A 20,782-nucleotide genomic window follows, 5' to 3' on the forward strand; every position below is an offset into this window, starting at 1 on the left:
GAGCCGGGCAGCCCCCGACGTGTCCGAGGTTGTCGGGGGCTGCCCGGCTCGGCCGGGGGTGTCGGGATTCCCCGGGGGTGGCGGCCTGGGCGAGGGTGGAGGCTGGGGTGGGGGTGCAGAGTTATGGGTGGCAGGGGTCGGGGGTGAGGAGGAGGCTGGAGTCGTTGGCGGTGACGTCGGCGGTGTAGGTGTTGCCGTTGCCGTACGGCAGGACGCGGACCCGGCTGCGGAACAGGATGTCGATGCCCGGCGGGCGCCAGAAGACCACGTACGAGCGGGCGGTCCAGTCCGTGACGGTCAGCGGGACGCTCCGCGCGGGGGAACCGCTTGTCCATGTGCAGGTCAGGCGGCCGGCCCCGGCGCCGTCGCCGGTGCCGAAGTGGCCGACGGAGACGATCCTGCCGAGGCCGCCCAGGGCGGTGACGGTGGCGGTGTGACCGTCGAACCATTGCGAGCCGGGGCCGGCGCCCCAACCGGCCCTGGTCTGGGCGACGTCCGGCCGTACGCGGTGCTTGGCTGCTGTGAGAGAGGCGTCCACGACGCCCTTGGCCGCGGTCAGGACGCCCGCGTCGTGCAGGGCGCAGCCGTGGTGGCCGTCGGCGAGGCTGGAGCAGGTGGTGATCCGGTTGCCGTCGGCGAGCGGGGAAAGGGCCCACCACGGCGGGGCGACCAGGTCGTTGAGGTTGGTGGCGCTGAAGAGCTGTAGCGGCACCGCCCTGGACAACTGCCCGGCCTCGCCGAACGAACGGCCGGCCCGCCAGTCGTAGGAGACGGGACTGCGGAAGCCGAACTGGTTCCATCGGGAGCAGACCTGGGAGAACGTCCAGTCGGGGCCGGGTGCGGCGACCTTGTTGCCGGCGACGGAGATGCCGCAGTAGTTGAGGATGTCCTCGGGCCAGACGCTGGCGCGGTCCTCTGGCCAGAAGCCGTAGAGCGGGGAGTCGATGGTCACGATGGGCGTGGAGGTGTTCGAGGTGTCGGCGGCCCAGCGGGTGGCGACAGTGCCGCCTTCGCTGAAGCCCACCAGCACCACGTTGGCGCCGGGGTGCTTGCGGCCGATCTCCCTGATCTGGCGGTCCAGGTGGGCGGAGGTGGCGCTCAGGGCGGGCCAGGTGTCGGCGCCGCCGTAGGTGAGGGGGGCGGCCTGGCCGTTCGGTCCGCGGTAGGAGTACGGGGACCAGTGCAGCCTGGCCCGGGTGGTGGTGTTGCAGCGCTTGGTGACGCTGTTGACCTCGGCCAGGTCGGTGCAGCCGAGCCGGTTGAGCAGGTCGCGGAAGGCGGCGGCCTCGGTGACCAGCTTGTAGGCACTCTCCTTGGGGGTGACGCCGAACGCCTCGATGCCGCGTAACAGAACCACGACGGTGTCGGCGGGCACAGCCACGGCCTTGGTGACGGTGTCCGGGGCGCCCTGGCTCGGGACGACGGTGAGCGTGGCCTGCCGTTCCGCGCTGTCGGGGTAGGTGTGGCGCACCACCGGGGTGGTGCTCTCCTCGTCGTACGCGCCGTCGTTGTCGAAGTCCCAGCGGTAACGGGCGGTGGCGCCGTCCGGCACGGTGCTGGCCGAGGCGTCGAACCTGATGTCGGTGCCCGACTCCTCCGGCGTGGTGGTGAAGTCGGCGTGCGCCTGGCCGCCGGGGTCGAGCCGGATGGGCCCGGCGGCGTAGCTGTCGCCGGCGCCGGTCGAGTTGTCCCGGTCCAGGACGACGACGAGGCTCTCGCTGCCCTGGCCGTCGCCCAGCACGACCGTGCTGCCGTCGGGGAAGAGCCGGCTCCACGGCAGCGCCAGCGTGAAGGAGGTCGAGCCGGAGCCGGAGGAGTTCGTGCTCAGCCCCACGCCGGGCACTCTGAGCGCGTTGTCGGGGTAGCAGCCCGGCGCCTCCTCCCATGCCTCGACGGTGAAGGTGCGCGAGGGGTAGAGGGTGTCGGTCACCTCGACGTCGACCTTGAGCGAGCCGCCGTCACGGGTGAGGGTGACGGTTCCGGCCTGCTCCTGGTGCGGGTGACCGTCACAGCCGATGCCACCGACCCGGTGGAGAGGCGCGGAGGCCAGGGCTGGGGCGGGGGCCGCCGAGGTGGTGGACGGCGAGGAACCCGAGGTCGGTGAGGAACCCGAGGTCGGTGAGGAGGTGATGGGTGGCGAGGCGGTTGCCGTCGGGGAAGAGGTCGTGGTCGGGGAGGTGCTGGGTGCCGGGGAGACGGTGGGTGCCGGGGAGACGGTGGGTGCCGGGGAGACGGTGGGCACGGGCGAGCCGGTCGGCGCCGGGGTGGTGATCAACCAGCTCAGTACCAGCACGACCGCCGGCAGGACGCGGGAGTCGCCGCTCTTGCGCCGCTTCCGCATCGGTTCACCACCTCCCCAGGATGCGCTCGATGATGTCGAAGGTGACGTCCACGAGGATGCCGAGGATCTTCTTGACGGCCTTGCGGACGAGGCGGGCGATGTCGTCCTCGTCCTTGCGCTTGATGGCCTTGTCGAGTTGCCGGCGGTATTCGGAGTCCTGTCTGCTGCGCTGGTTGACCGCGTACAGGATGTCGTCGTCGCTGATCGTCGCCATGGATCGGCGCTCCTCTCAGAGCTTCGGTGGCAGGGTCGGGTCGGACAGGTCGAGCAGCTTGCGGGCGCCGTCCCAGATGAGGAAGTTGCCGAGGCCGCGCATGGTGTCGACGGGCACTTCTGCCAGCCGTTCCGTCTCGCCGAGAAGACGGCGGAAGCGGGCGGTGGCGCCGGGGCCGAGCTTGTTGACCACGGCCACCATGAGCTGGGCCAGGTTGAAGCGGAACAGGGCCGAGCAGGCCAGTACGCGGTGGTTGTCGCGCAGCCGGGCGAACACCTCGGCCTCGGCCGGGAAGCGGCGCTGGTAGTTCTGGCACACCTCCGCGCTGACGTAGCCGCGGTAGCGGATGGTGTAGTCGTCGTAGCCGAGGCGGTCGTCGCTGTGGGCGAAGCCGCCGGGGTTGTAGGTGGTGGAGACCAGGGCGTGCGCCCACGGCCGGACGAACACTTCCTCGTAGTGCAGGGCCTTGGCGGCCAGCTTGTCGGCCAGCCGGGCGCCGGGGGCGAAGACGCCGCTGTCGCGGTGCAGGGCGAAGATCCAGGACGGCGGCGTGAGGATGTCCACCTTGGTCATCACGAACGTGAGCTTGTTGGCCAGGGCAGCGCCGTCTGTGCCGTCTGTGCCGCCTGTGCCGCCTGTGCCGCCTACGGCGGTCAGGAGGCGGCGCAGGCAGGACGCCTCGTAGGTGGTGGATCGGTTGTCGGAGTGGAGCGCCCAGATGACGACGTCACACCCGATGAGTTTCTCCCTATACATCGCCATATAATCGACGTCCGCGCCGACCGATTCCCCTATTCCCGGCATATCCCAAAAAGTAAGGGAATGGCCGGATTTCCCGGGAAGGTGAATGGCTTCCGGCTCCTTGGTTACCGGGCGGACGTCACCGGTCGGGAGGTCGGCACCGAACAGCACGTTGAGCAGCGAGGACTTACCCGCACCGGTCTGCCCCATGATGACCACAGAAAGCGGCTTAGCCGCCTCTTTTTCGTATTTATGCAGAACATCCGCTTTTATGCGCTCTAGTTGCTCGGCCGACAAATGCCTCGGCGGTGACATCAGCAAACACCCCCGCAATAGGTAGAAACTTCATCGATCGCCGTGTTTACTACTGTGCGGGCCGCTCATTGCAATGATCTTGCATTGATGGGTGGAGACGCTGTGACGTTTGAGATTCGGGTGCTCGGCCGTACTGAAGTGATCGTGGACGGGCGCCCGCAGCAAGTGCCGGGCAAGACCGCGAGACTCCTCACCCTGCTCATCGCGGCGGGAAGGTCCGTCTCGCGCGACATCCTCACCGACGCCCTGTGGGAGGAGGGCAAGGCGCCGCTCAGCGAGGGCATCGCGCCGCTGGTGTCCAGGTTCCGCCCGACCCTCGCGCGGGCCGGGCTCGTCATCAGCTCCAAGCGGGGCTCCAACGAGTACGTGCTCGACGGCGACGTGTCCGAGGTGGTCGACGCGCACCGCTTCGAGCGCGCGGTCAAGGAGGGCCTGCTCGGGCTCGGGGCCGGGGACGACGCGCGGGCGCTGGCCGTTCTGGCGAAGGCGGCCGGGGAGTGGCGCGGCCGGCCGTACGCGTCGTGGCGGGATGGTCTTCCCGAGGCCTGCGCGCGCCACGCGCGCAGGCTGGAACGGCTGCGCCTGGACCTCGTACGCAACCTCGCCCAGACCGCGCTGCGCCTGGCCCGCTACGACGAGGTCGCCGCGCTGCTGGCCGGGCCGGTGGGCGAGGGGCACGACGGCCTGGGCCCGATCTGGCTGCTGCGCTTCATGCGCACGCTGCGCGACGAGGGCGCGGCGGCGGCCGAAAGCCTCCTGGAGGAACGGCACCCGCGCGACGAGGCCGTCGACCGGGCGTTCTCCCTGTTGCTGCTGCACGAGCACGGCGTGGACGTGCACCGGCCGCCGGACGGCACGCGCGCGCGGACGCGGGCGCCCGAGGTGCCCGGCGAACTGGTCGGCAGGCAGGAACATCTCGCCGCCCTGCTCGCGCTGCGCACCGGCCTGCCGGGGCTGCTGGCGGTGCGGGGCGTGCCGGGCGCGGGCAAGAGCAGACTGCTGGCCGAGCTGACCGCGCGCACGGCGGCCAGCCGTCCGCGCACGGTGGTGGTGAGCTGCCAGGACAGCGGCGAGCTGCAGCCGTGGCGCTCGCTGGCCGGCATGGTGTACGCGCGCCTCCAGCGCGACCTGGGCACGGGCGACAACCCGCTGGCCCCCGCCGACCACCGCACGCTCGTCGACTTCATCTCGGCCATGCCCGGCTCCCCCGCGCCCGCGGTCCTGGAGGACTTCCGGCAGCGCCTGCTGTCGTTGCTGGCCGGCCTGCTGCGCTGGGCGGCCAGGGGCGGCGGGCTGATCGTCGCCTTCGACAACGCGGAGCTGCTCAGCCGCGCGGCCTGCGACCTGCTGGTCGAGGTACGCCGCGGGCTCGGCGAGGCGGCCGTGGGCTTCGTACTGGCCGGGCGGCCGGAGGGACCGTGGCGCGAGGCCCCGGCGTCGCCGGTGACCGTGGGTCCGCTGGGCCCGCTCGACGTGGCCGCGTGGCTGGCCGCCGTGTGGGGGCGCGAGCCGTCCGAGCGGGAGGTGGCCGAGGCGTTCCGGCTGACGGGCGGGCTGCCGCAGCGGTTGTGCGAGGTACGCGACTCCGAGGGCGAGCTGTCGGTCCTGCCCGGCTTCGGCCGGCGGCCGGGCCCGCTGCTGCCGTGGCTGGCGGCGGCGGCGATCACCTGCGGAGGAGGCGAGATCGACACCGCGCTGGTCGCCGCGGTGCTCGGGCTGGAACCGGCCGAAGCCGACAGGCAGCAGGCCGAGGCCGTCACGCAGCGCGCGGTGGAGGCGCACAGCGGCGTGCGCTTCCGTTACGAGCTGTGGCGCGAGGAGGTCCTGGCCACGCTGGAGGAGGACCCGGCCCTGGCCAGGCGGCTGCACAAGCGGGCGTTCGAGGTGCTCGGTGAGCACCTGCGCACGGCCGAGCGGGTGACCGCCGACCTTCCCGTGCGCATGGCCGTGCACGCCCGCGCCGCCCGCCCCGACGTGCCCGACGAGCAGGTCGCCACCGCCTGCCTGACCGCCGCGCGCGCCGAGCTCGCCGCCTTCGGCGTCGGCTCCGCGCGTTCCTGGGCCGAGTACGGCATGCGTCTGCCCAGCGGCCCGGTGACCAGGTTCGGCCTGCTCATGACGCTGGGCGACGTCCGCAACGCCCAGGGCGACATGCACACGGCCGGCGTGCACTACCGCGACGCCCACGACACGGCGGCGGAGCTGCCGAGGCTGCGCGCGAGCGCCGCGGTCCAGCTGGCCAGGCGCTGGACGGACCCCGGGCAGGTCGACGAGCAGCTGTTGCGCCTGCTGCAGGACGCGCTTGAGGCGCTGGCCGACGACGACGAAGAGGAGGCCGCCGACCTGCGTTCCCAGCTCAGCGCGCACCTGGCGCACAAGGCGACGATGGCGGTCGGCCCCGGTACGGTCGCCGGGGAGTGGCTGGACGGACCGGAGCTGGCCCGCCGTACGCTGGCCGGGTTGCGCCCCGGCTGCCCGCCCGAGGTGCGCTGCGAGGTGCTCAACGAGTGCCGCTGGGGCCTGTACGACTTCGCGCCGCCCGCCGAGTTGCTGGGCATCTCCAAGTCCCTGCACGACGCGGGCATCCGCGCGGGCTCGGCCTACTTCCACAGCGAGGCCCTGGTGGCGCTGGCCATCGACCAGATGCGGCTCGGCGCGCTGCAGCCCGCCGCCGCCCTGGTGGAACGGCACCGCAGCCAGATCGCCGACCATCCGCGCGTCCTGGGCGAGTGGCTGCAGACCGCCCTCGACACGCTGATGGACCTGTGGCGCGGCCGGTTCGACGAGGCAGCGGCCCGGTTGTTCGGCGAGGCGGAGCGCTCGGTCAAGGAGCTGGAGGAGGCCCGGGTACTGCCCGCCGGCACGCTGCGCCAGACCTGGGACGGCCAGGTCTACTGGCTGCTGCGCGAGCGCGGCGAGCTGGAGGTGCTGCTGCGCTCCGACCTGGCCGGCCGGGTGGAGCAGCACGGCTACTTCCCGATCTGGCGGGCCGCGCTGGTGCTGGCGCACGCCGAGACCGGCCGGTACGGCGAGGCGATGGACGGGTTCACCGAGCTGGCCGACGACACCCGGGGCTTCGCGGCGTTCCCGCCGCACGGCTGGCGGGTGCCGACGCTGAGCCTGCTGGCCGAGTCGTGCGGGAATCTGCACGAGGCCGGCGCGGGCGGGAGTGAGCTGACGGCGCTGGCCGCGCGGGTGTCGGAGCTGTTCACCCCGCACGAGCGGGAGGTCGCGCTGGCCGGGTGGCCGACGGTGCTGATGGGCCCGGCGGCCCGGTTCGGCGCGGTGGCGGCGATGGCCGCGGGCGATCGCGACCTGGCCCTGAGCCGGCTGCGGACGGCGCAGGAGTTCACCGGCGGCATGCGCCCGCAGCTGGCCAGGCTCCGCTACGACCAGGCCAGGGCGCTGGTGCTGGAGGGCCGCCCGGAGGAGGCGGCGCCCCTGGTGGAAAAGGTCCTGCAGACCGCGCTCCCCTGCGGCATGACCTCCCTGGCGACGCGGGCCCGAGCCCTGCTAGGCCCACCACCGGACTAGGGCCCTGCTCGGATAGTCGCCGAACCAAGGCGCTGGTCAGTCGCCGGGCACACTGACCTGGGGCACTCCGGTGCGCGGATGGGGGCGGATCTCGGCCGAGACCCGGTAGACCTCGGCCAGCAGGTCCTCGGTGAGGACGTCGGCGGGCGGGCCGTCGGCGACGAGCCGCCCGCCGTCCATCACGCAGATGCGCGCGCAGAAGGCGGCGGCCAGGTTGAGGTCGTGCAGCGCGACCACGGCGGTCACGCCCAGCCGCCGCACCAGCCGCAGGGCGTCGAGCTGGTGGCGCAGGTCGAGGTGGTTGGTCGGCTCGTCGAGGATCATCGTGCCCGGCTGCTGGGCGAGCGCGCGGGCGATGAGCACGCGCTGCTTCTCCCCGCCCGACAGCCGGTCGAAGGGCGCCTCGGCCAGGTCGGCGACGTCCAGCTCGGTCAGCGCGCCCCGCACGATGCTCCGGTCGGAGTCGTCGTCGCCCTCGAAGGGCCGCTTGTACGGCGTGCGCGCCATCGCCACCACGTCGTGCACGGTCAGCTCGAAGGAACCCGGCGACTCCTGCAGAACGGCGGCCAGCGTACGGGCCAGCCGCTTGGCCGGCATGCGCCAGATGTCGTGCCCGTCCAGGAGTACCCGCCCGGAGGTGGGCCGCATGGCGCGGTAGAAGGTCCGCAGGAGGGTGGACTTACCCGCCCCGTTCGGGCCCACGAGCGCGACGAGCTCCCCCGGCGCGGCGGCCAGGGTGACCTCGCTGACCAGGGCCCGCCCGTTCACCACGACGCTCACGCCTTCGGCGCGCAGCTCACCGGGGGTCATCGGGCCGCCTTTCTCCGCATGAGCCACAGGAAGAACGGCCCGCCCGTCACCGCGGTCAGGATGCCGATCGGGATCTCCTCGGGGGCGATGAGACTGCGGGCGGCGAGGTCGGCGGCGATCAGGAAGGCGGCGCCCATCAGCGCGGCGGCCGGCAGCGCCCGCCGGTGGTCGGCGCCGACCAGCAGCCTCACCACGTGCGGCATCATCAGCCCGACGAACCCGATCGCCCCGCTGACCGCGACGATCGCGCCGATCATCAGCGCCACGAGCACGAACATCGCGCCGCGGAAGCGGTGCACGTCCAGCCCGAGCGCGGCGGCGGCCTCCTCCCCCGCCAGCAGCAGGTTGAGCGGACGGCTGACGCCCAGCAGCACGGCGGTGCCGAGCAGCACCGCGGCCGCCGGGACCCAGAGCAGGTCCCAGGTGGTGCCGGCCAGGCCGCCCAGCATCCAGCGCAGCGCCGAGTCGGCCTTGTGCGGGTCGTTGGAGGTGACGATGAGGAAGCTGGCCACGGCCGACAGCACCTCGGCCGTGGCGACTCCGGCCAGCACCAGCCGGATCGTGGTCATCCGGCCGCCCGCCCTGGCCAGGCCGTACACGAGGAAGAGCGCGAGGAGGGCGCCGGCGAAGGCGGCCAGGGGCAGTGTCAGCGCGCCGAACACCGACAGGTTGAGCACCATCACGGAGACCGCGCCGACGGTGCCGCCGGAGGAGACGCCGAGCAGCATCGGGTCGGCCAGCGGGTTGCGCACCAGCGCCTGCAGGGCCATGCCGCAGACCGACAGCCCGGCGCCGACGACCGCGCAGAGCAGCACGCGCGGCAGCCGTACGTTCATGACGATCGTCTCGCGCACGGCCGGCCAGGTGGGCTCGCCCAGCGGCAGCCGGAGCCGGTGCAGCAGGATCGACCAGACCTCCCCGAACGGCAGCCCGACCGACCCGGCCGCGACGCCCGCCGTCGCGGCCAGCAGCAGTAGCGCGGCGAGCACCGCGAGGATCAGCGGGTACGGCGCACGCCGTACCGCCTGCGTCACTTGAACCGGTCCGGATGGATCTGCCGGGCGAGCGCCTCCACCCCGGCCGGCACCCGCACCCCGAGGACCGCCGACGACAGGGGCAGCACGGCGAATCGTTGCTTCTTGATCGCGGGCACGTCCTTGAGCGCCGGGCTGGCCAGCAGGAACTTCTTCTTGGCCTCGACCGTGGTCTGGCCGTAGTCGTAGATGACGATGATCTCGGGCGCGCGTTCGGCGACCTGCTCGAAGGAGACGTTTCCCCAGGCCTTGGGCAGGTCGGCGAAGAGGTTGGCGCCGCCGGCCAGCTTGATCATCTCGTTGCCGATCCCGGCGCCGCCCGCGGTGAAGGCGGTCTTGTCGCCGGAGTCGTAGACGAACACCTTGGCCGGCTCGACGTCGCCGAGCTTCTTCTTGACGCCGTCCAGGACGGTGCGCATGGCGGTGACCTGCCGCTCCGCGCGCTCGCCGACGCCGAAGACGCGGCCGATGGTACGGATCTCCTCCTCGGCCTGGGCCGCGGTGACCGGGCCGTTCGGGCACTCCTCGGAGTTGACGTGGGTGTCGATGCCGGACTTGGCCAGCACGTCCCGGCCGCGGCCCTCCTTGGCGTCGAAGGCGCTCTCGAAACCGCCGTAGACGAAGTCCGGCTCGGCCGAGAGCAGCGCCTCGAAGGAGGGGTACTCCTTGGCCAGTACCTTGATCCGGTCATATGCGGCCTTGTACTCGGGCAAGATCGCGTCATCGAGGTAAGCGGTGCCCGCCATCGACTTCTCCAGCCCGAGCGCGAGCATGATCTCGGTGGCGTGCTGGTTGAGCGCGACGGCCCGGCGGGGCGGCCGTTCGTAGGTGGTGCTGACGCCGCAGCTCACGACGGTGACGGGGAATCCGGCGGGGGCTCCGGCCGCCTGCTCGGCGGCGGGTGCGGGGGTGCTCGCACAGCCGGCCAGCAGGGCCGAGGCGACGAGCAGGGGTACGAGCGCGCGCGGGCTCGCGGGGAAGGACATGCCGTCCACCGTTCCTCTCATGGGGAGATCCGCCCCAAGGTCGTGAGGTGGCGACCGCGTGAGTCTCCTGGCTCTCGGGTCAACGCTCACCCCGGCCTTCCCGCCCGCGGGGGCAGTGGCTTCGTCGGGGCTCGCTCGCCGATCACAGTGGCGGGACCGCGCCGGGTTCACACCGGCTTCCTCGATCCGCCGTCGCCTATTTCGGGATCTATCGTGGCATATCCGGAGCGCTGCCCGCCCGGCCGTACGTCTTCATGATCTACTGACCTGCGGGAATGCCTAGGAGATATTCGGGGCAGCGTGCACGTCATGGGGGAAAATTCTAAGAAGTACGCTATTCGCGCGGCCGCGGCCGCCGCCGCGCTGTTCACGATCGCGGCCTGCGGTTCCGGGGGCGCCCAGAACACCGCCGGCCTCGCCGTCCAGAGTCCTGCCACACCGCCGGCCGATCCCAGCGACATGGGCTCGCCGGGCGCCGGTACCGGTGCCGACGACATCAAGAAGGCGGGCGAGGCCGCGCTGGCCTCCGTCGAAGGTACGGTCACCGGCCTGGACTCCGACAACGGCGTGTGGAAGGTCACCGTCATCGGCGCGGACGGCGCCGAGAGCAAGGTCCGGGTCGACGCGATGACCTGGAAGGTCGTCGGCACGCCGTCCGCGGAGGCCGACGACGACGCGGAGAAGGCCAAGCACAAGGCGCGTGCCGAGGCGGCCAAGACCAGCTACTCCGACGCCGCGGAGAAGGTCGCCGGCGAGTACCCGGACGGCAAGATCACCGAGCTGTCCCTGGACAGGGACAACGGCACGGTGGTCTGGGAGGCCGACGTGACCGCCGCCGACGGCACCAAGGCGAAGGTCAAGGTCAACGCGGACGACGGCAGCGTGGTCTCGCCGTCGGCCGAGCCGGAATCGACCGGCTGACCGGCCTGAGGGATGGAGAGGCGGCGTGGCGGCGCTACCCGGCCAGCGCCCGTCGCGCGTAAGCGCGCACGTCGGCGTCCGGATCGCCCAGCGCCGCCTCCAGCGCCGCGCCCGCTGCCGCCGTGCCGGCCCAGCGGGTCAGCGCCAGCACGGCCGCCTTGCGCACGTCGAGGTTCTCGTCCGACAGCGCCGCCACGAGCGGCGGCAGCGCGCTGGCGCGGTCGGCGGCGGCGAGCGCGCGGGCCGCGCCCACCCGCACCTGCCACCGCGGGTCGTCCATCGCCTGTACGGCCGCCGCCACCAGCGGCCCGCCCGCACCGGCCGACGACTCCAGGGCGGCGGCCCTGACCAGCGGGTCGGCGTCGGCGGCCAGCGTCTCCAGCACGGGCGCGGGCTTGCCGATGATGCCGAGCCCCTTGGCCACCCAGACCCGTACCTCCCGCGACGGGTCACCGGCGGCGGCTGCCACCATGTCGGGCTCGTCCAGCGAGACCAGGCCGCGGATGGCCTCGATGCGCACCCGGTGGTCGGCGTCGGCGGTCGCGGCGGCGAAGACGTCTCTGCCGCCCAGGCGCAGCGCGCGCAGCAGGTCCAGGGCGGTGGCGCGGACGAGCGCGTCGCCGCCGGCCAGCGCCGCGTCCAGGGCGAGAGGCGGGCGGAGCACCTCGGCGAGCTCGCGCAGGCCGGTGGCGGCGGCCCGGCGCACCGTGCCGTGCTCGTCGGCGAGGGCGGCGACCAGGGCGGGGCCGGCGCCGTCGGGGACGGTCTCGGTGAGGGTGGCGATCGCGGCCCTGCGCACCTTGGGGTCGGGGTCGGCCAGGTAGGGGGCGAGCTGCTCGGTGGTGGGATGTTGCTCGGCCAGGCGATGCAGTTCGAGTATGCGCGGGGAGCGGCGGCCCACGCCGGTGCGCCCGGTGGTGACGGGGGCGGCCCGCCGTACCGGGGCGGAGGTGTGGGCGGCCAGGACTGCGGGGGCGGCGGCGGTCGGCGCGAACTCCTCGACCGGGACGAGGTAGGGCTCGACCGGGCGCTTGAGGAACTCCATCGCGCCGTCGGCGCGCTTGCGCAGGTTCAGGTGGAACAACCACGCGGCGTCGTCGCGGGCGGGCAGGTCGGCGCGGTCGTGGTAGAGGCCCCAGCGGCTCTCGGTGCGGGTGAGGGAGGCGCGGGCGGCCATCTCGGCGCAGTCGCGGATGAAGTCCACCTCGGCGCAGCGCATCAGCTCGTGCGGGGTGCGGGCGCCCATCGCGGCGATCTCCTCGCGCATGCGCTCGAACGACTCCAGCGCGAGGTCCAGCTTGGCGGCGGTCTTGGGCGGGGCGACGTAGTCGTTGACGAAGCGGCGCAGCTTGTACTCGACCTGTTGCTGGGGCGGTCCGTCCGGGTTGCGCAGCGGGCGGTAGACCAGTTCGTGGGCGGCGCTCACCTGGTCGAGCGGCAAGGTCGCCGGTACGGGCGTGGCCGCGGCGGCGGCGTGGGCTCCGGCCAGGTCGCCGAAGACGAAGGCGCCGATCATGTAGTTGTGGGGGACGCAGGCCAGGTCGCCCGCCGCGTACAGGCCGGGCACGGTGGTCCGGCCGTGCTCGTCCACCCAGACGCCGGAGGCGGAGTGGCCGCCGCACAGGCCGATCTCGGAGATGTGCATCTCGACGTCGTGGGTGCGGTAGTCGTGCCCGCGCCCGGCGTGGAAGGTGCCCCTGGTCGGCCGCTCGGTCGAGTGCAGGATCGTCTCCACCGCGCTGATCGTCTCGTCCGGCAGGTGGGTCAGCTTCAGGTAGATGGGGCCGCGGGCCGAGGCGATCTCGGCCGCCACCTCCGCCATCATCTGGCCCGACCAGTAGTCGGAGTCGACGAAGCGCTCACCCCTGTTGTTGACCTGGTAACCGCCGAACGGGTTGGCCACGTACGCGCAGGCGGGCCCGTTGTAGTCCTTGATCAGCGGGTTGATCTGGAAGCACTCGATGCCGCTGAGCTCGGCCCCGGCGTGGTAGGCCATCGCGTAGCCGTCACCGGCGTTGGTGGGGTTCTCGTAGGTGCCGTACAGGTAGCCGCTGGCCGGCAGGCCGAGGCGGCCGCAGGCGCCGGTGGCCAGGATCACCGCGCCCGCCCTGACCGTGACGAAGGCGCCGGAGCGGGTGTCGAATCCGGCGATTCCCACCGCCCGGCCGGCTTCGACCAGGACCCTCACGGGCATGACGCGGTTCTCGATGCGAACCTTGTCCCGGATGTCGCGCCTGCGCAGCACCCGGTAGAGGACCTTCTTGACGTCCTTGCCCTCCGGCATCGGCAGGACGTAGCTGCCCGAGCGGTGCACGCGCCGCACGGCGTACTCGCCGTACTCGTCCTTCTCGAACTTCACGCCGTAGCCTTCCAGGCGGCGGACCATCTCGTGGCCGCGCGTGGCCGTCTGGTAGATCGTCTTCTGGTTGACGATGCCGTCGTTGGCTCGGGTGATCTCGGCGACGTAGTCCTCGGGGGTGGCCTTGCCGGGGATGACCGCGTTGTTGACGCCGTCCATGCCCATGGCCAGGGCGCCGCTGTGCCGTACGTGGGCCTTCTCCAGGAGCAGGACGCGGGCGCCGCGCTCGGCCGCGGTGATCGCGGCCATCGTGCCGGCGGTGCCGCCGCCGACGACGAGCACCTCGCACTCCAGCTCCAGGCGCTGGCTCAGCTCGGGGATCTCCATCTACAGCTCCTTCAGCACGCGGGCGCGCAGGTCGTCTTCTCGGGTGACCTCTTCTCGGGTGATCTCGATCACCGTGCGCAGCGCGCCGCCGCCGATCACCGCGACGCGGTCGCCGAGCAGCAGCGCCTCGTCCACGTCGTGGGTGACGAACACGACGGTGGCGCGGGTCTCACGCAGCACTCCGAGCAGGAGCCGCTGCATCTCGGCGCGGGTCTGCGCGTCCAGCGCGCCGAAGGGCTCGTCCATGAGTACGGCCCGCGGCGCCCCGGCCAGCGCGCGGGCGAGCTGCACCCGCTGCCGCATGCCGCCGGACAGCTCGCGGGGCAGCAGGTCCGCCGACCCGGTGAGGCCCACGCGATCCAGCCAGGACGCCGCCGCGGCCCGGCGCTCGGCCCGCGGCACCTTCCTGAGCGCGAGCGGCAGTTCCACGTTGCGCCGCACGGTCCGCCAGGGCAGCAGGCCGTCGTCCTGGAAGACCATGGCGCGATCGGCGGAGGTGGCGGACACCACGACGCCGTCGGCCAGGACCCGGCCCGCGGCGGGCGCAAGCAGCCCGGCCAGGGCGCGCAGCAGCGTGGACTTGCCCGACCCCGACGCGCCCGCCACGGCCAGCACCTCCCCCGGCCGGATCGCCAGGTCCAGCTCGCGCAGCACCGGCGCGCGGCCGTAGCCGAGGGTGAGCGCTTCGACGGCGAAGGCCAGCCCGCGCACGGCGGGGGGCCGCTCGGTCAGCGTGGTCACGCGACGCTCCCTTCTCCGCGCGGCAGCCAGCGGGTGAGCCGGCGCCCGGCCAGCTCGACGGCGGCGGAGGTGAGCCAGCCGAGCAGGCCGATGGTGGCCATGCCGACGATCACGGCGGGGTAGTCGACCAGCGTGTAGGAGTTCCAGGTGCGGTAGCCGACCCCGAACGCGCCGGAGATCATCTCCGCGGAGATCACGCAGATCCAGGCCACGCCCATGCCGACCGACAGCCCGCCGAACACGCCGGGCAGGATGCCGGGCAGCACGACGTGCCACAGCACGTGGCGGCGACCGGCGCCGAGCGTCCTGACCGCGTCCTCCCAGAGCGTCGGCAGCGCGCGTACGGCGTGCCGCGTGCTCACCATGATCGGGAAGAAGGCGGCGGCGAAGGTGATGAAGACGATGCCCTGCTCGTCGGCGGGGAACAGCAGGATCGCGATCGGCACCAGCGCGATGGCCGGGATCGGCCGCACCACCTCCAGCAGCGGCAGCAGCACCGGCCCCGCCCGGCGCGAACGGGTGACCAGCACGCCCGCCGCGACCCCGGCCACGGCGGCGATGGCGAAGCCGGTGAGGATGCGCAGCAGGCTCTGCAGCAGGTCGAGGTAGTACAGGGAGGTGGTCAGCTCGGCGGCGAAGCGCACCGCGACCTCGTCCAGCGACGGCAGCCGGTCGAAGCGCAGCCACAGGCGGGCGTCGGTGACGGTGAGCGCCTGCCAGAGCGCGGCGGCGGCCAGCAGCGAGCCGATCCTGGCGGCCTGTCTCATCGCGCCGCCTCTTTCTCCAGGGCTTCGGCGTAGGTGACGGGCTTGGCGCCCGGGTGCGCCGCGCGGTAGGCGTCGGCGCCGTCGCGGGTGGTGAAGGGCAGGTAGGAGTCCTTCTCCCGGAGCCAGACCGCCTTGTCGGCGAACCAGCGGGTGCCGGTGGCGGCGTCGGGCACGTACGCGGCGCGGACCTTTCCCGCTCCCGCGGCGGCGATCTGGCGCAGCAGGCAGGTGGGGGTGGCGGCGGGCTGGGTGCCGCCCGCCGCCAGCCAGAGTTCCGCGGCGGTACGCGGGTCGGCCACCGGGACGCCGCAGGCCGGGTCGGTGCCGGTGATCTTCGCCGGGTTGGCGGTCGAGGCGGTGTCGGCGTCGTAGGCGGGGCCGTACGCCTTGCGGAGGTAGGAGTCGTTGACGAAGCGGGAGAGGTCCACGCCCGCGAGGTCCTGGCTGATGCGCTTGAGGTAGGGGATGTCGTGCTGGTGGGCGGCCTTCAGCTGCGGCTTGAGCGTGACGTCGAACGTCGCGATGCCGCCGGGCCCGTTGTACAGGTAGACCACCTCGGGCGGCAGCCCGGTCGCCTTCGCCACCAGCTCCGCCGCGCGCAGCGGATTCTCGTGCAGGTAGCGGGTGGCGTCCAGCTGCGCCTTCAGGAAGGCGTCCACGACCTGCGGATTCTCCTTCGCGTACGGCTCGCGGACCACCACCCCGTGGAAGGTCGGCACCCCCAGGGCGGAGCCGTCGTAGATCAGCTTGGCCTTGTCCTGGAAGACCAGCAGCCCCGGCCAGGCCACGAACTGCGCGTACGCCCGCACGCCGCCGGCCTCCAGTTGCGAGGCGCCGACCGGTGGCTGGTGGTTGACCACCTCGACGTCGGCCGCCGGATCGAGCCCGGCCTTCTCCAGCGCCTGGACCAGCGTGCCGTGCCCGGCCGAGCCCACGCTGGCCGAGACCTTGGCGCCCTTGAGCCCGGCGAGGGTGGTGACCTTCGAGGCGGGCGGGACGACCACCATGTTGAGGCCGCCGCGCAGGTTGTAGCCGGTGATCGAGACCAGCTCGGTGTTCTTGGCGCGGGCGGCGTTGATCAGCAGCGGGTAGTCGCCCATCGAGCCGATGTCGATCTTCCCGGCGACCATCTTGGCGGTGATCGGGGCGCCGGTGTCGTGGTCCTGCCACTCGACGGCGTACCCGCCGCCCAGGCGCTTTTCCAGGTAGCCGAGCTCGCGCAGCAGGGTTCCCGCGGTCACGGTGTTGATGGTCTTGGACTGGTAGCCGACGACCAGCTTCTTCTTGCCGGGGGCGGCGGCCGTACCGGAGAGTGAACAGCCGGCGAGCGCCAGCAGGAGGGCGGCGGCGAGGACCACGCGCATGGCTCGTCCTTTCAGCTCAGCGCAGCAGGTAGGGGATGTCGATGGTGACGGCGTCGACGGGGCAGCGGGCCGCGCACGGGCCGCAGTACCAGCACTCGTCGACGTGCATGTACGCCTTGCCCGTCTCGTCGCTGATCGCGAGCGAGTCGAGCGGGCAGGCCTCCACGCAGAGCGTGCAGCCGTCGATGCAGAGGGACTCGTCGATGGTGACGGGCACCTCGACCCGCTGGGTGATCAGAGCCATGGCTACTCCCGGTTCAGGTGGCCGCGCATGGTCAGCCGGTCGCCCCTGAAGCGGATGAACTCCAGGTCGACCGGGCGGCCGTCGGACAGGTGGGTGAGCCGCTCCACCATGAGCAGCGCGGCGCCGCGCGGCGCTTCGAGCGCGGCGGCGGTGTGGGCGTCGGCGTTGACCGCCTCCAGGCTGAGCTCGGCCGTGCCGAGCGGCTGCCCGGCGATGGCTTCGAGCAGGACGAAGATGTCGTTGTGGGCCAGGTCGGCGTCGAAGAGCGGCTCCCCGACCTCGCGCACCAGGTACGTGAGGTCGGGGGAGAGCGGCACGCCGTTGAGCCGCCGGAGCCGTTCGAGGTAGACGACCTCCTCGCCCGGCGGTACCCGCAGCCGCCGGCTGACCGCGGCCGGGGGCTCGATGAAGGTCATGGTCCGGACGAGGTTGACCACCTCGCCGTGTTCGTGGAGGGTCTCGGCGAGGCCGAGCAGCCGGTGCAGCCCGTGGGGATACTTCTCCGCCGCCACCGTGGTGCCCACGCCCGGGCACCGCTCGACCAGCCCTTCCTCCCGCAGGAGATCGAGCGCGGCCCTGACGGTGTTGCGCGAGATCCGGAAGTCGCGCGCCAGCGCCGCCTCCCGGGGCAGCCGGCCACGCCCGAACTGCCCGTCCACGATCTGCCCGCGCAGCAGATCGGCCACGGCGAGATTGCGCCACCAGCCCACCCACCCCACCAGCACAACCAGTCAAGATCCGCCACCTACCCGCGGAGCCAGACCCCTTTGCCGCGGAGTGCGCGATCCACGGTGACGACGGCACGGACAGCCGCACCCCGCGCGGAACAACGGGCCCCTACGCGCGACCCGCGCAACATCTAGGAGGTGCGGGCGGGGAGGCGTGAGGGGTCGGGCGGGGCGGGGAGCTTCTGGCGGCGTGGGCACGTCAGCCGCACGGTCGCCCATACTCCGACGACCGTCAGCGTTGCGTAGAACAACACAATCCAGGCGATCATTGTCCTGACTCCCTTGACCGGGTTTCTCGAAGGATTCTTAACAATAGGAACGCGGCAAACAACCTAAAAAGGGCAAAGGATCTGGCTGCCAGCTGGGCTTCAGATTCGCGGAGTACCGTCCGGCGGCATGACATGGCAGCGCAGGTTCAACAAGGCGCTGGCCAGGTACACGGGATACCAACTCAAGCGCCCGGAAAAGGGGGGAACCCGTCCCGCTGAGCTCGGGACCGTCCGGCCGCCCGCCCATCCCGGCACCGATCGGCTGCTCGTCGCGCCGGTCTTCGTGATCTGCCCGGTGCGCTCCGGCTCGACGCTGCTGCGGGCGATGCTCAACGCGCACTCCCAGTTGCACGCCCCGCACGAGCTGCACATCCGCCGCCTGACCGTCGGATTCGGGACGAAGCTCGCGCAGCACGCCATGACCGAGCTCGGGCACAACCGCGCCGATCTGGAACACCTGCTGTGGGACCGGGTGCTCCATCGCGAGCTGGTGCGCAGCGGCAAGCCGTACCTGGTGGACAAGACGCCCGCCAACGCCTTCGCCTACCGGCGGCTCGCCACCTGCTGGCCGGACGCGCGGTTCGTGTTCCTGGTGCGGCATCCGGCCGCGATCGCCGCCTCCTGGTACGAGGCCGCGCCCGAGCGGCGTACCCGCGAGGAGGCGGCGGCCGACGCGCTGCGCTACATGAACGCGGTCCAGCGCGCGAGGCAGGCCCTGCCGGGACCGACCGTCCGCTACGAGGATCTCACCGCCGCCCCCGAGCGTGCCACCCGCGCCGTCTGCGACTTCCTCGGCCTCGCGTGGGAGCCCGGCATGATCGAGTACGGCCGGCCAGACGTGATCCGCAAGGGCCTCGGCGACTGGACGGACAAGATCGCCTCCGGTGTCGTGCAGCCCGCGCGCGAGGCCCCGGCCGGCACCCCGGAGATCCTCCGGCCCATCTGCGAGGCATGGGGATACACACCATGAGAGTCCGATACCTGCTCCTGCACGCCTACGGCATGGGCGGCACCGTGCGCACCGTCCTCGGCCAGGCCGGGGCGCTGGCCCGCCTCGGGCACGAGGTGGAGGTCGTCAGCGTGGTACGCCGCCGCGACGAGCCGCACTTCCCCTTCGAGCCGCGCCTGCGCGTGTCCACGCTGGTCGACCAGCGTGCCGGGATCGCCGCCGACTCCACGGCGCGCAAGGCGTGGCGGCGCGTGCGCGGCAAGATCGTGCCGCTCGGCGAGTTCGCCGCCGACTATTTCACCGAACGTGTGGAACGCTCCGTCATCGACTACGTGGCCGGTGTGCGCGGCGGCGTCCTGGTCACCACCCGGCCCGCGCTGAGCCTGATCGCCGCGCGCCGGGGTTCGCGCCGGGTGGTCCGCGTGGCGCAGGAGCACATGCCGCTGTCGGCCTACCGTGAGCCCGTGCGCGCGCAGATCCTGCGCCACTACGGCAAGCTCGACGCCGTGGCCGTCCTGACCGCAGCCAGCCGGGACGAGTACCGCACCGCCCTGCCCGCCACCCCCGTCGTCCGCATCCCCAACGCCGTGCACACCGCCGACACCGCCGCCGCCACGCAGAACAACCCCGTGGTGATCGCGGCCGGCCGCCTGGTCCACCAGAAGGGCTTCGACCTGCTCATCCCCGCCTTCGCCCAGGTGTCGGCCAGGCATCCCGAGTGGAGACTCCGCATCTACGGCACCGGCCCCAAACACCCCCAGCTGACCGCCCTCATCCGCGACCACGGCCTCCAGGCCAAGGCCCGCCTGATGGGCCGCACCCAGAACCTGGACGCCAAGCTCGCCGGCGCCTCCGTCTTCGCCCTGAGCTCCCGCTTCGAGGGCCTGCCCATGGTCATGATCGAGGCCATGACCCACGCGCTGCCGATCGTCGCCTTCGACTGCCCGACTGGCCCGGCCGACGTGCTGACCGACGGCCGCGACGGCCTCATCATCGCCCCCGGGGACGTCGGCGCCTTCGCCGCCGCCCTCGACCGCCTCATGTCCGACCGCGCCGAACGCCTCCGGATGGGGGCGGCGGCGGCGAATACCGCGGGCGGATACGCGATCGAGGTGGTGATGCCGATGTGGGAGGACTTCTTCGGCGAACTGCTGAGCGGCGAGCGGATCACCGACAGCTACTGGCCCTGACGCTCGCGGTAGCTCGCCACCGCAGTCCGGACGAACGAGCGGATGAGCGGGTTGGTGTCACCCTCGTTCCACGCCACCACCACCGGGCTGGGCGCCATGTCGATCAGCGGCACCACGGCCAGTTCCGCGGGCGGGTGGTGGCCGAGCGGGGTCAGCCCGACCGTCCCGTTCCAGAGCACGGCCTGCACACACTCCTGTACGGCCCGCACCACCGGCCCCTCCCTGGCCAGCCCCCCGTTCCAGTACGCCTGCCAGATCGGGTCGGTCCCGTCGGGGAACTGGAACCAGCGCCGGTCGGCCAGGTCGGCCAGGGTCAGGTGGTCGCGGCCGGCCAGCGGGTCGTCGGCGCGCAGCACCGCGCCCACCGGGTCGGCGCGTAGCTGGTGCACGGTCAGGCCGCTCTCGTCGAACGGCCCGCGGGTCAGCGCCACGTCGACCAGTCCGGCGCGCAGCCCGCAGGTCGGATCGGTCAGGTCGGTGTCGCGGATGCGGACCTCGACACCGGGGTGCGACCGGCGGTACTCGGTGGCCAGCCGCGTCGCGCCCCGGTCGGCGCTGTCGCTCAGGAAGCCGACGGTGATCGACGATGCCCCCGCGGCCACGGCGACGCGGGCGCGTACCCGGTCGGCCTGGTCGAGGAGGGTGCGCGCGTCGTCCAGCAGCGCCGCGCCGGCGGCGGTGAGAGTGACGCCCGCGGCGGAACGGCGCAGCAGGGTGGCGCCCAGGTCCGACTCCAGCCGCCTGATGGCCCGGCTCAGCGGCGGCTGGCTCATGTGCAACCGGGCGGCGGCCCGGCCGAAGTGGAGTTCTTCGGCGACCGCCACGAAGTAGCGCAGCGTGCGTAGCTCCATGACCCGCGACGATACCCGCACGGTATCGGCGCCACCCAGACGGACTTGGACGGCGCGGCCGGCGCGGTGCTGCACTGGACGTGATCAGTCCCCTATG

18 protein-coding genes and 1 riboswitch are annotated in these 20,782 nt (G+C 72.6%); of the genes, 4 read left to right on the forward strand and 14 right to left on the reverse strand.

Features of this window, described 5'->3' with window-relative positions; genetic code table 11:
• Window positions 1-121: 121 nt before the first annotated feature.
• Genes ACFWY5_RS49550 through ACFWY5_RS49560 form a run of 3 tightly spaced genes read right to left on the reverse strand, consistent with a single transcriptional unit; the run spans window position 122 to window position 3,611 of the window.
• Window positions 122-2,341: a PKD domain-containing protein gene (locus tag ACFWY5_RS49550; RefSeq protein ID WP_379639130.1), complete on the reverse strand. Its 2,220-nt coding sequence runs from the start codon at window positions 2,339-2,341 to the stop codon at window positions 122-124.
• Between the two features lie 4 nt (window positions 2,342-2,345).
• Window positions 2,346-2,555: a hypothetical protein gene (locus ACFWY5_RS49555; protein WP_184961307.1), complete on the reverse strand. Its 210-nt coding sequence runs from the start codon at window positions 2,553-2,555 to the stop codon at window positions 2,346-2,348.
• A gap of 15 nt (window positions 2,556-2,570) precedes the next feature.
• On the reverse strand, window positions 2,571-3,611 hold the full coding sequence (locus tag ACFWY5_RS49560; RefSeq protein WP_379639131.1) for a GTPase family protein: 1,041 nt from the start codon (window positions 3,609-3,611) through the stop codon (window positions 2,571-2,573).
• A gap of 102 nt (window positions 3,612-3,713) precedes the next feature.
• Here ACFWY5_RS49560 and ACFWY5_RS49565 point away from each other — a divergent pair, with 102 nt between their 5' ends.
• Window positions 3,714-7,145 (forward strand): AAA family ATPase, encoded by a 3,432-nt coding sequence (locus ACFWY5_RS49565; RefSeq protein WP_379639132.1) that lies wholly within the window; start codon window positions 3,714-3,716, stop codon window positions 7,143-7,145.
• 36 nt (window positions 7,146-7,181) lie between these two features.
• On the opposite strand, the gene ACFWY5_RS49570 is transcribed toward ACFWY5_RS49565, so the two are convergent.
• From ACFWY5_RS49570 to ACFWY5_RS49580, 3 genes are read right to left on the reverse strand one after another with little or no spacing between them, the layout of a single operon-like run.
• Entirely contained in the window at window positions 7,182-7,955 is a 774-nt protein-coding gene (locus tag ACFWY5_RS49570) for an ABC transporter ATP-binding protein (protein ID WP_379639134.1), read from the reverse strand.
• Entirely contained in the window at window positions 7,952-8,989 is a 1,038-nt protein-coding gene (locus tag ACFWY5_RS49575; RefSeq protein WP_379617460.1) for a FecCD family ABC transporter permease, read from the reverse strand. The genes ACFWY5_RS49570 and ACFWY5_RS49575 overlap by 4 nt, the downstream gene beginning before the upstream one ends.
• Window positions 8,986-9,996, reverse strand: coding sequence for an ABC transporter substrate-binding protein (locus ACFWY5_RS49580; protein WP_379617462.1), 1,011 nt, complete (start codon window positions 9,994-9,996; stop codon window positions 8,986-8,988). The genes ACFWY5_RS49575 and ACFWY5_RS49580 overlap by 4 nt, the downstream gene beginning before the upstream one ends.
• Window positions 9,997-10,035: 39 nt before the next feature.
• Window positions 10,036-10,158, reverse strand: a riboswitch (cobalamin riboswitch).
• A gap of 126 nt (window positions 10,159-10,284) precedes the next feature.
• On the opposite strand from ACFWY5_RS49580, the gene ACFWY5_RS49585 reads away from it, so the two are divergent.
• Entirely contained in the window at window positions 10,285-10,896 is a 612-nt protein-coding gene (locus ACFWY5_RS49585) for a PepSY domain-containing protein (protein ID WP_379617464.1), read from the forward strand.
• Between the two features lie 34 nt (window positions 10,897-10,930).
• Here ACFWY5_RS49585 and ACFWY5_RS49590 read toward each other — a convergent pair whose 3' ends face one another.
• The 7 genes from ACFWY5_RS49590 to ACFWY5_RS49620 form a co-directional block, all read right to left on the reverse strand.
• Entirely contained in the window at window positions 10,931-13,582 is a 2,652-nt protein-coding gene (locus ACFWY5_RS49590) for a fumarate reductase/succinate dehydrogenase flavoprotein subunit (protein WP_379639135.1), read from the reverse strand.
• A complete protein-coding gene (locus ACFWY5_RS49595) occupies window positions 13,583-14,323 on the reverse strand; it encodes an ABC transporter ATP-binding protein (protein WP_379639136.1) in 741 nt (246 codons plus the stop codon).
• Window positions 14,320-15,090, reverse strand: coding sequence for an ABC transporter permease (locus ACFWY5_RS49600; RefSeq protein WP_379639137.1), 771 nt, complete (start codon window positions 15,088-15,090; stop codon window positions 14,320-14,322). Before ACFWY5_RS49600 ends, ACFWY5_RS49595 begins: the two co-directional genes overlap by 4 nt.
• A complete protein-coding gene (locus tag ACFWY5_RS49605; protein ID WP_379639139.1) occupies window positions 15,087-16,454 on the reverse strand; it encodes an ABC transporter substrate-binding protein in 1,368 nt (455 codons plus the stop codon). The genes ACFWY5_RS49600 and ACFWY5_RS49605 overlap by 4 nt, the downstream gene beginning before the upstream one ends.
• 16 nt (window positions 16,455-16,470) lie before the next feature.
• The gene (locus ACFWY5_RS49610) at window positions 16,471-16,698 is read right to left on the reverse strand and encodes a ferredoxin family protein (RefSeq protein ID WP_184961290.1); all 228 of its coding nucleotides are present in this window, start codon (window positions 16,696-16,698) and stop codon (window positions 16,471-16,473) included.
• A gap of 2 nt (window positions 16,699-16,700) precedes the next feature.
• On the reverse strand, window positions 16,701-17,423 hold the full coding sequence (locus tag ACFWY5_RS49615; RefSeq protein ID WP_379639140.1) for a GntR family transcriptional regulator: 723 nt from the start codon (window positions 17,421-17,423) through the stop codon (window positions 16,701-16,703).
• A gap of 134 nt (window positions 17,424-17,557) precedes the next feature.
• Entirely contained in the window at window positions 17,558-17,695 is a 138-nt protein-coding gene (locus tag ACFWY5_RS49620; RefSeq protein WP_379639141.1) for a hypothetical protein, read from the reverse strand.
• 127 nt (window positions 17,696-17,822) lie between these two features.
• On the opposite strand from ACFWY5_RS49620, the gene ACFWY5_RS49625 reads away from it, so the two are divergent.
• Window positions 17,823-18,665, forward strand: coding sequence for a sulfotransferase family protein (locus tag ACFWY5_RS49625; protein ID WP_379617480.1), 843 nt, complete (start codon window positions 17,823-17,825; stop codon window positions 18,663-18,665).
• Window positions 18,662-19,834 carry a glycosyltransferase family 4 protein gene (locus ACFWY5_RS49630; RefSeq protein ID WP_379639142.1) on the forward strand — a complete coding sequence of 391 codons (1,173 nt, stop codon included), beginning with the start codon at window positions 18,662-18,664 and terminating at the stop codon, window positions 19,832-19,834. The genes ACFWY5_RS49625 and ACFWY5_RS49630 overlap by 4 nt, the downstream gene beginning before the upstream one ends.
• Here the strand turns inward: ACFWY5_RS49630 and ACFWY5_RS49635 are convergent.
• On the reverse strand, window positions 19,822-20,685 hold the full coding sequence (locus tag ACFWY5_RS49635) for a LysR substrate-binding domain-containing protein (RefSeq protein WP_379639143.1): 864 nt from the start codon (window positions 20,683-20,685) through the stop codon (window positions 19,822-19,824). The two genes, ACFWY5_RS49630 and ACFWY5_RS49635, sit on opposite strands and share 13 nt — an antisense overlap.
• Window positions 20,686-20,782 lie beyond the last annotated feature (97 nt).

The sequence above is a fragment of the Nonomuraea sp. NPDC059007 genome (assembly GCF_042740555.1).
Classification (GTDB): Bacteria; Actinomycetota; Actinomycetes; order Streptosporangiales; family Streptosporangiaceae; genus Nonomuraea.

Coding starts and splice junctions, on each gene's coding strand:
- ACFWY5_RS49550 (WP_379639130.1), bottom strand. CDS start 2,341: ATGCGGAAGCGGCGCAAGAGCGGCGACTCCCGCGTCCTGCCGGCGGTC.
- ACFWY5_RS49555 (WP_184961307.1), bottom strand. CDS start 2,555: ATGGCGACGATCAGCGACGACGACATCCTGTACGCGGTCAACCAGCGC.
- ACFWY5_RS49560 (WP_379639131.1), bottom strand. CDS start 3,611: ATGTCACCGCCGAGGCATTTGTCGGCCGAGCAACTAGAGCGCATAAAA.
- ACFWY5_RS49570 (WP_379639134.1), bottom strand. CDS start 7,955: ATGACCCCCGGTGAGCTGCGCGCCGAAGGCGTGAGCGTCGTGGTGAAC.
- ACFWY5_RS49580 (WP_379617462.1), bottom strand. CDS start 9,996: ATGAGAGGAACGGTGGACGGCATGTCCTTCCCCGCGAGCCCGCGCGCG.
- ACFWY5_RS49585 (WP_379617464.1), top strand. CDS start 10,285: ATGGGGGAAAATTCTAAGAAGTACGCTATTCGCGCGGCCGCGGCCGCC.
- ACFWY5_RS49590 (WP_379639135.1), bottom strand. CDS start 13,582: ATGGAGATCCCCGAGCTGAGCCAGCGCCTGGAGCTGGAGTGCGAGGTG.
- ACFWY5_RS49600 (WP_379639137.1), bottom strand. CDS start 15,090: ATGAGACAGGCCGCCAGGATCGGCTCGCTGCTGGCCGCCGCCGCGCTC.
- ACFWY5_RS49605 (WP_379639139.1), bottom strand. CDS start 16,454: ATGCGCGTGGTCCTCGCCGCCGCCCTCCTGCTGGCGCTCGCCGGCTGT.
- ACFWY5_RS49610 (WP_184961290.1), bottom strand. CDS start 16,698: ATGGCTCTGATCACCCAGCGGGTCGAGGTGCCCGTCACCATCGACGAG.
- ACFWY5_RS49620 (WP_379639141.1), bottom strand. CDS start 17,695: ATGATCGCCTGGATTGTGTTGTTCTACGCAACGCTGACGGTCGTCGGA.
- ACFWY5_RS49625 (WP_379617480.1), top strand. CDS start 17,823: ATGACATGGCAGCGCAGGTTCAACAAGGCGCTGGCCAGGTACACGGGA.
- ACFWY5_RS49630 (WP_379639142.1), top strand. CDS start 18,662: ATGAGAGTCCGATACCTGCTCCTGCACGCCTACGGCATGGGCGGCACC.
- ACFWY5_RS49635 (WP_379639143.1), bottom strand. CDS start 20,685: ATGGAGCTACGCACGCTGCGCTACTTCGTGGCGGTCGCCGAAGAACTC.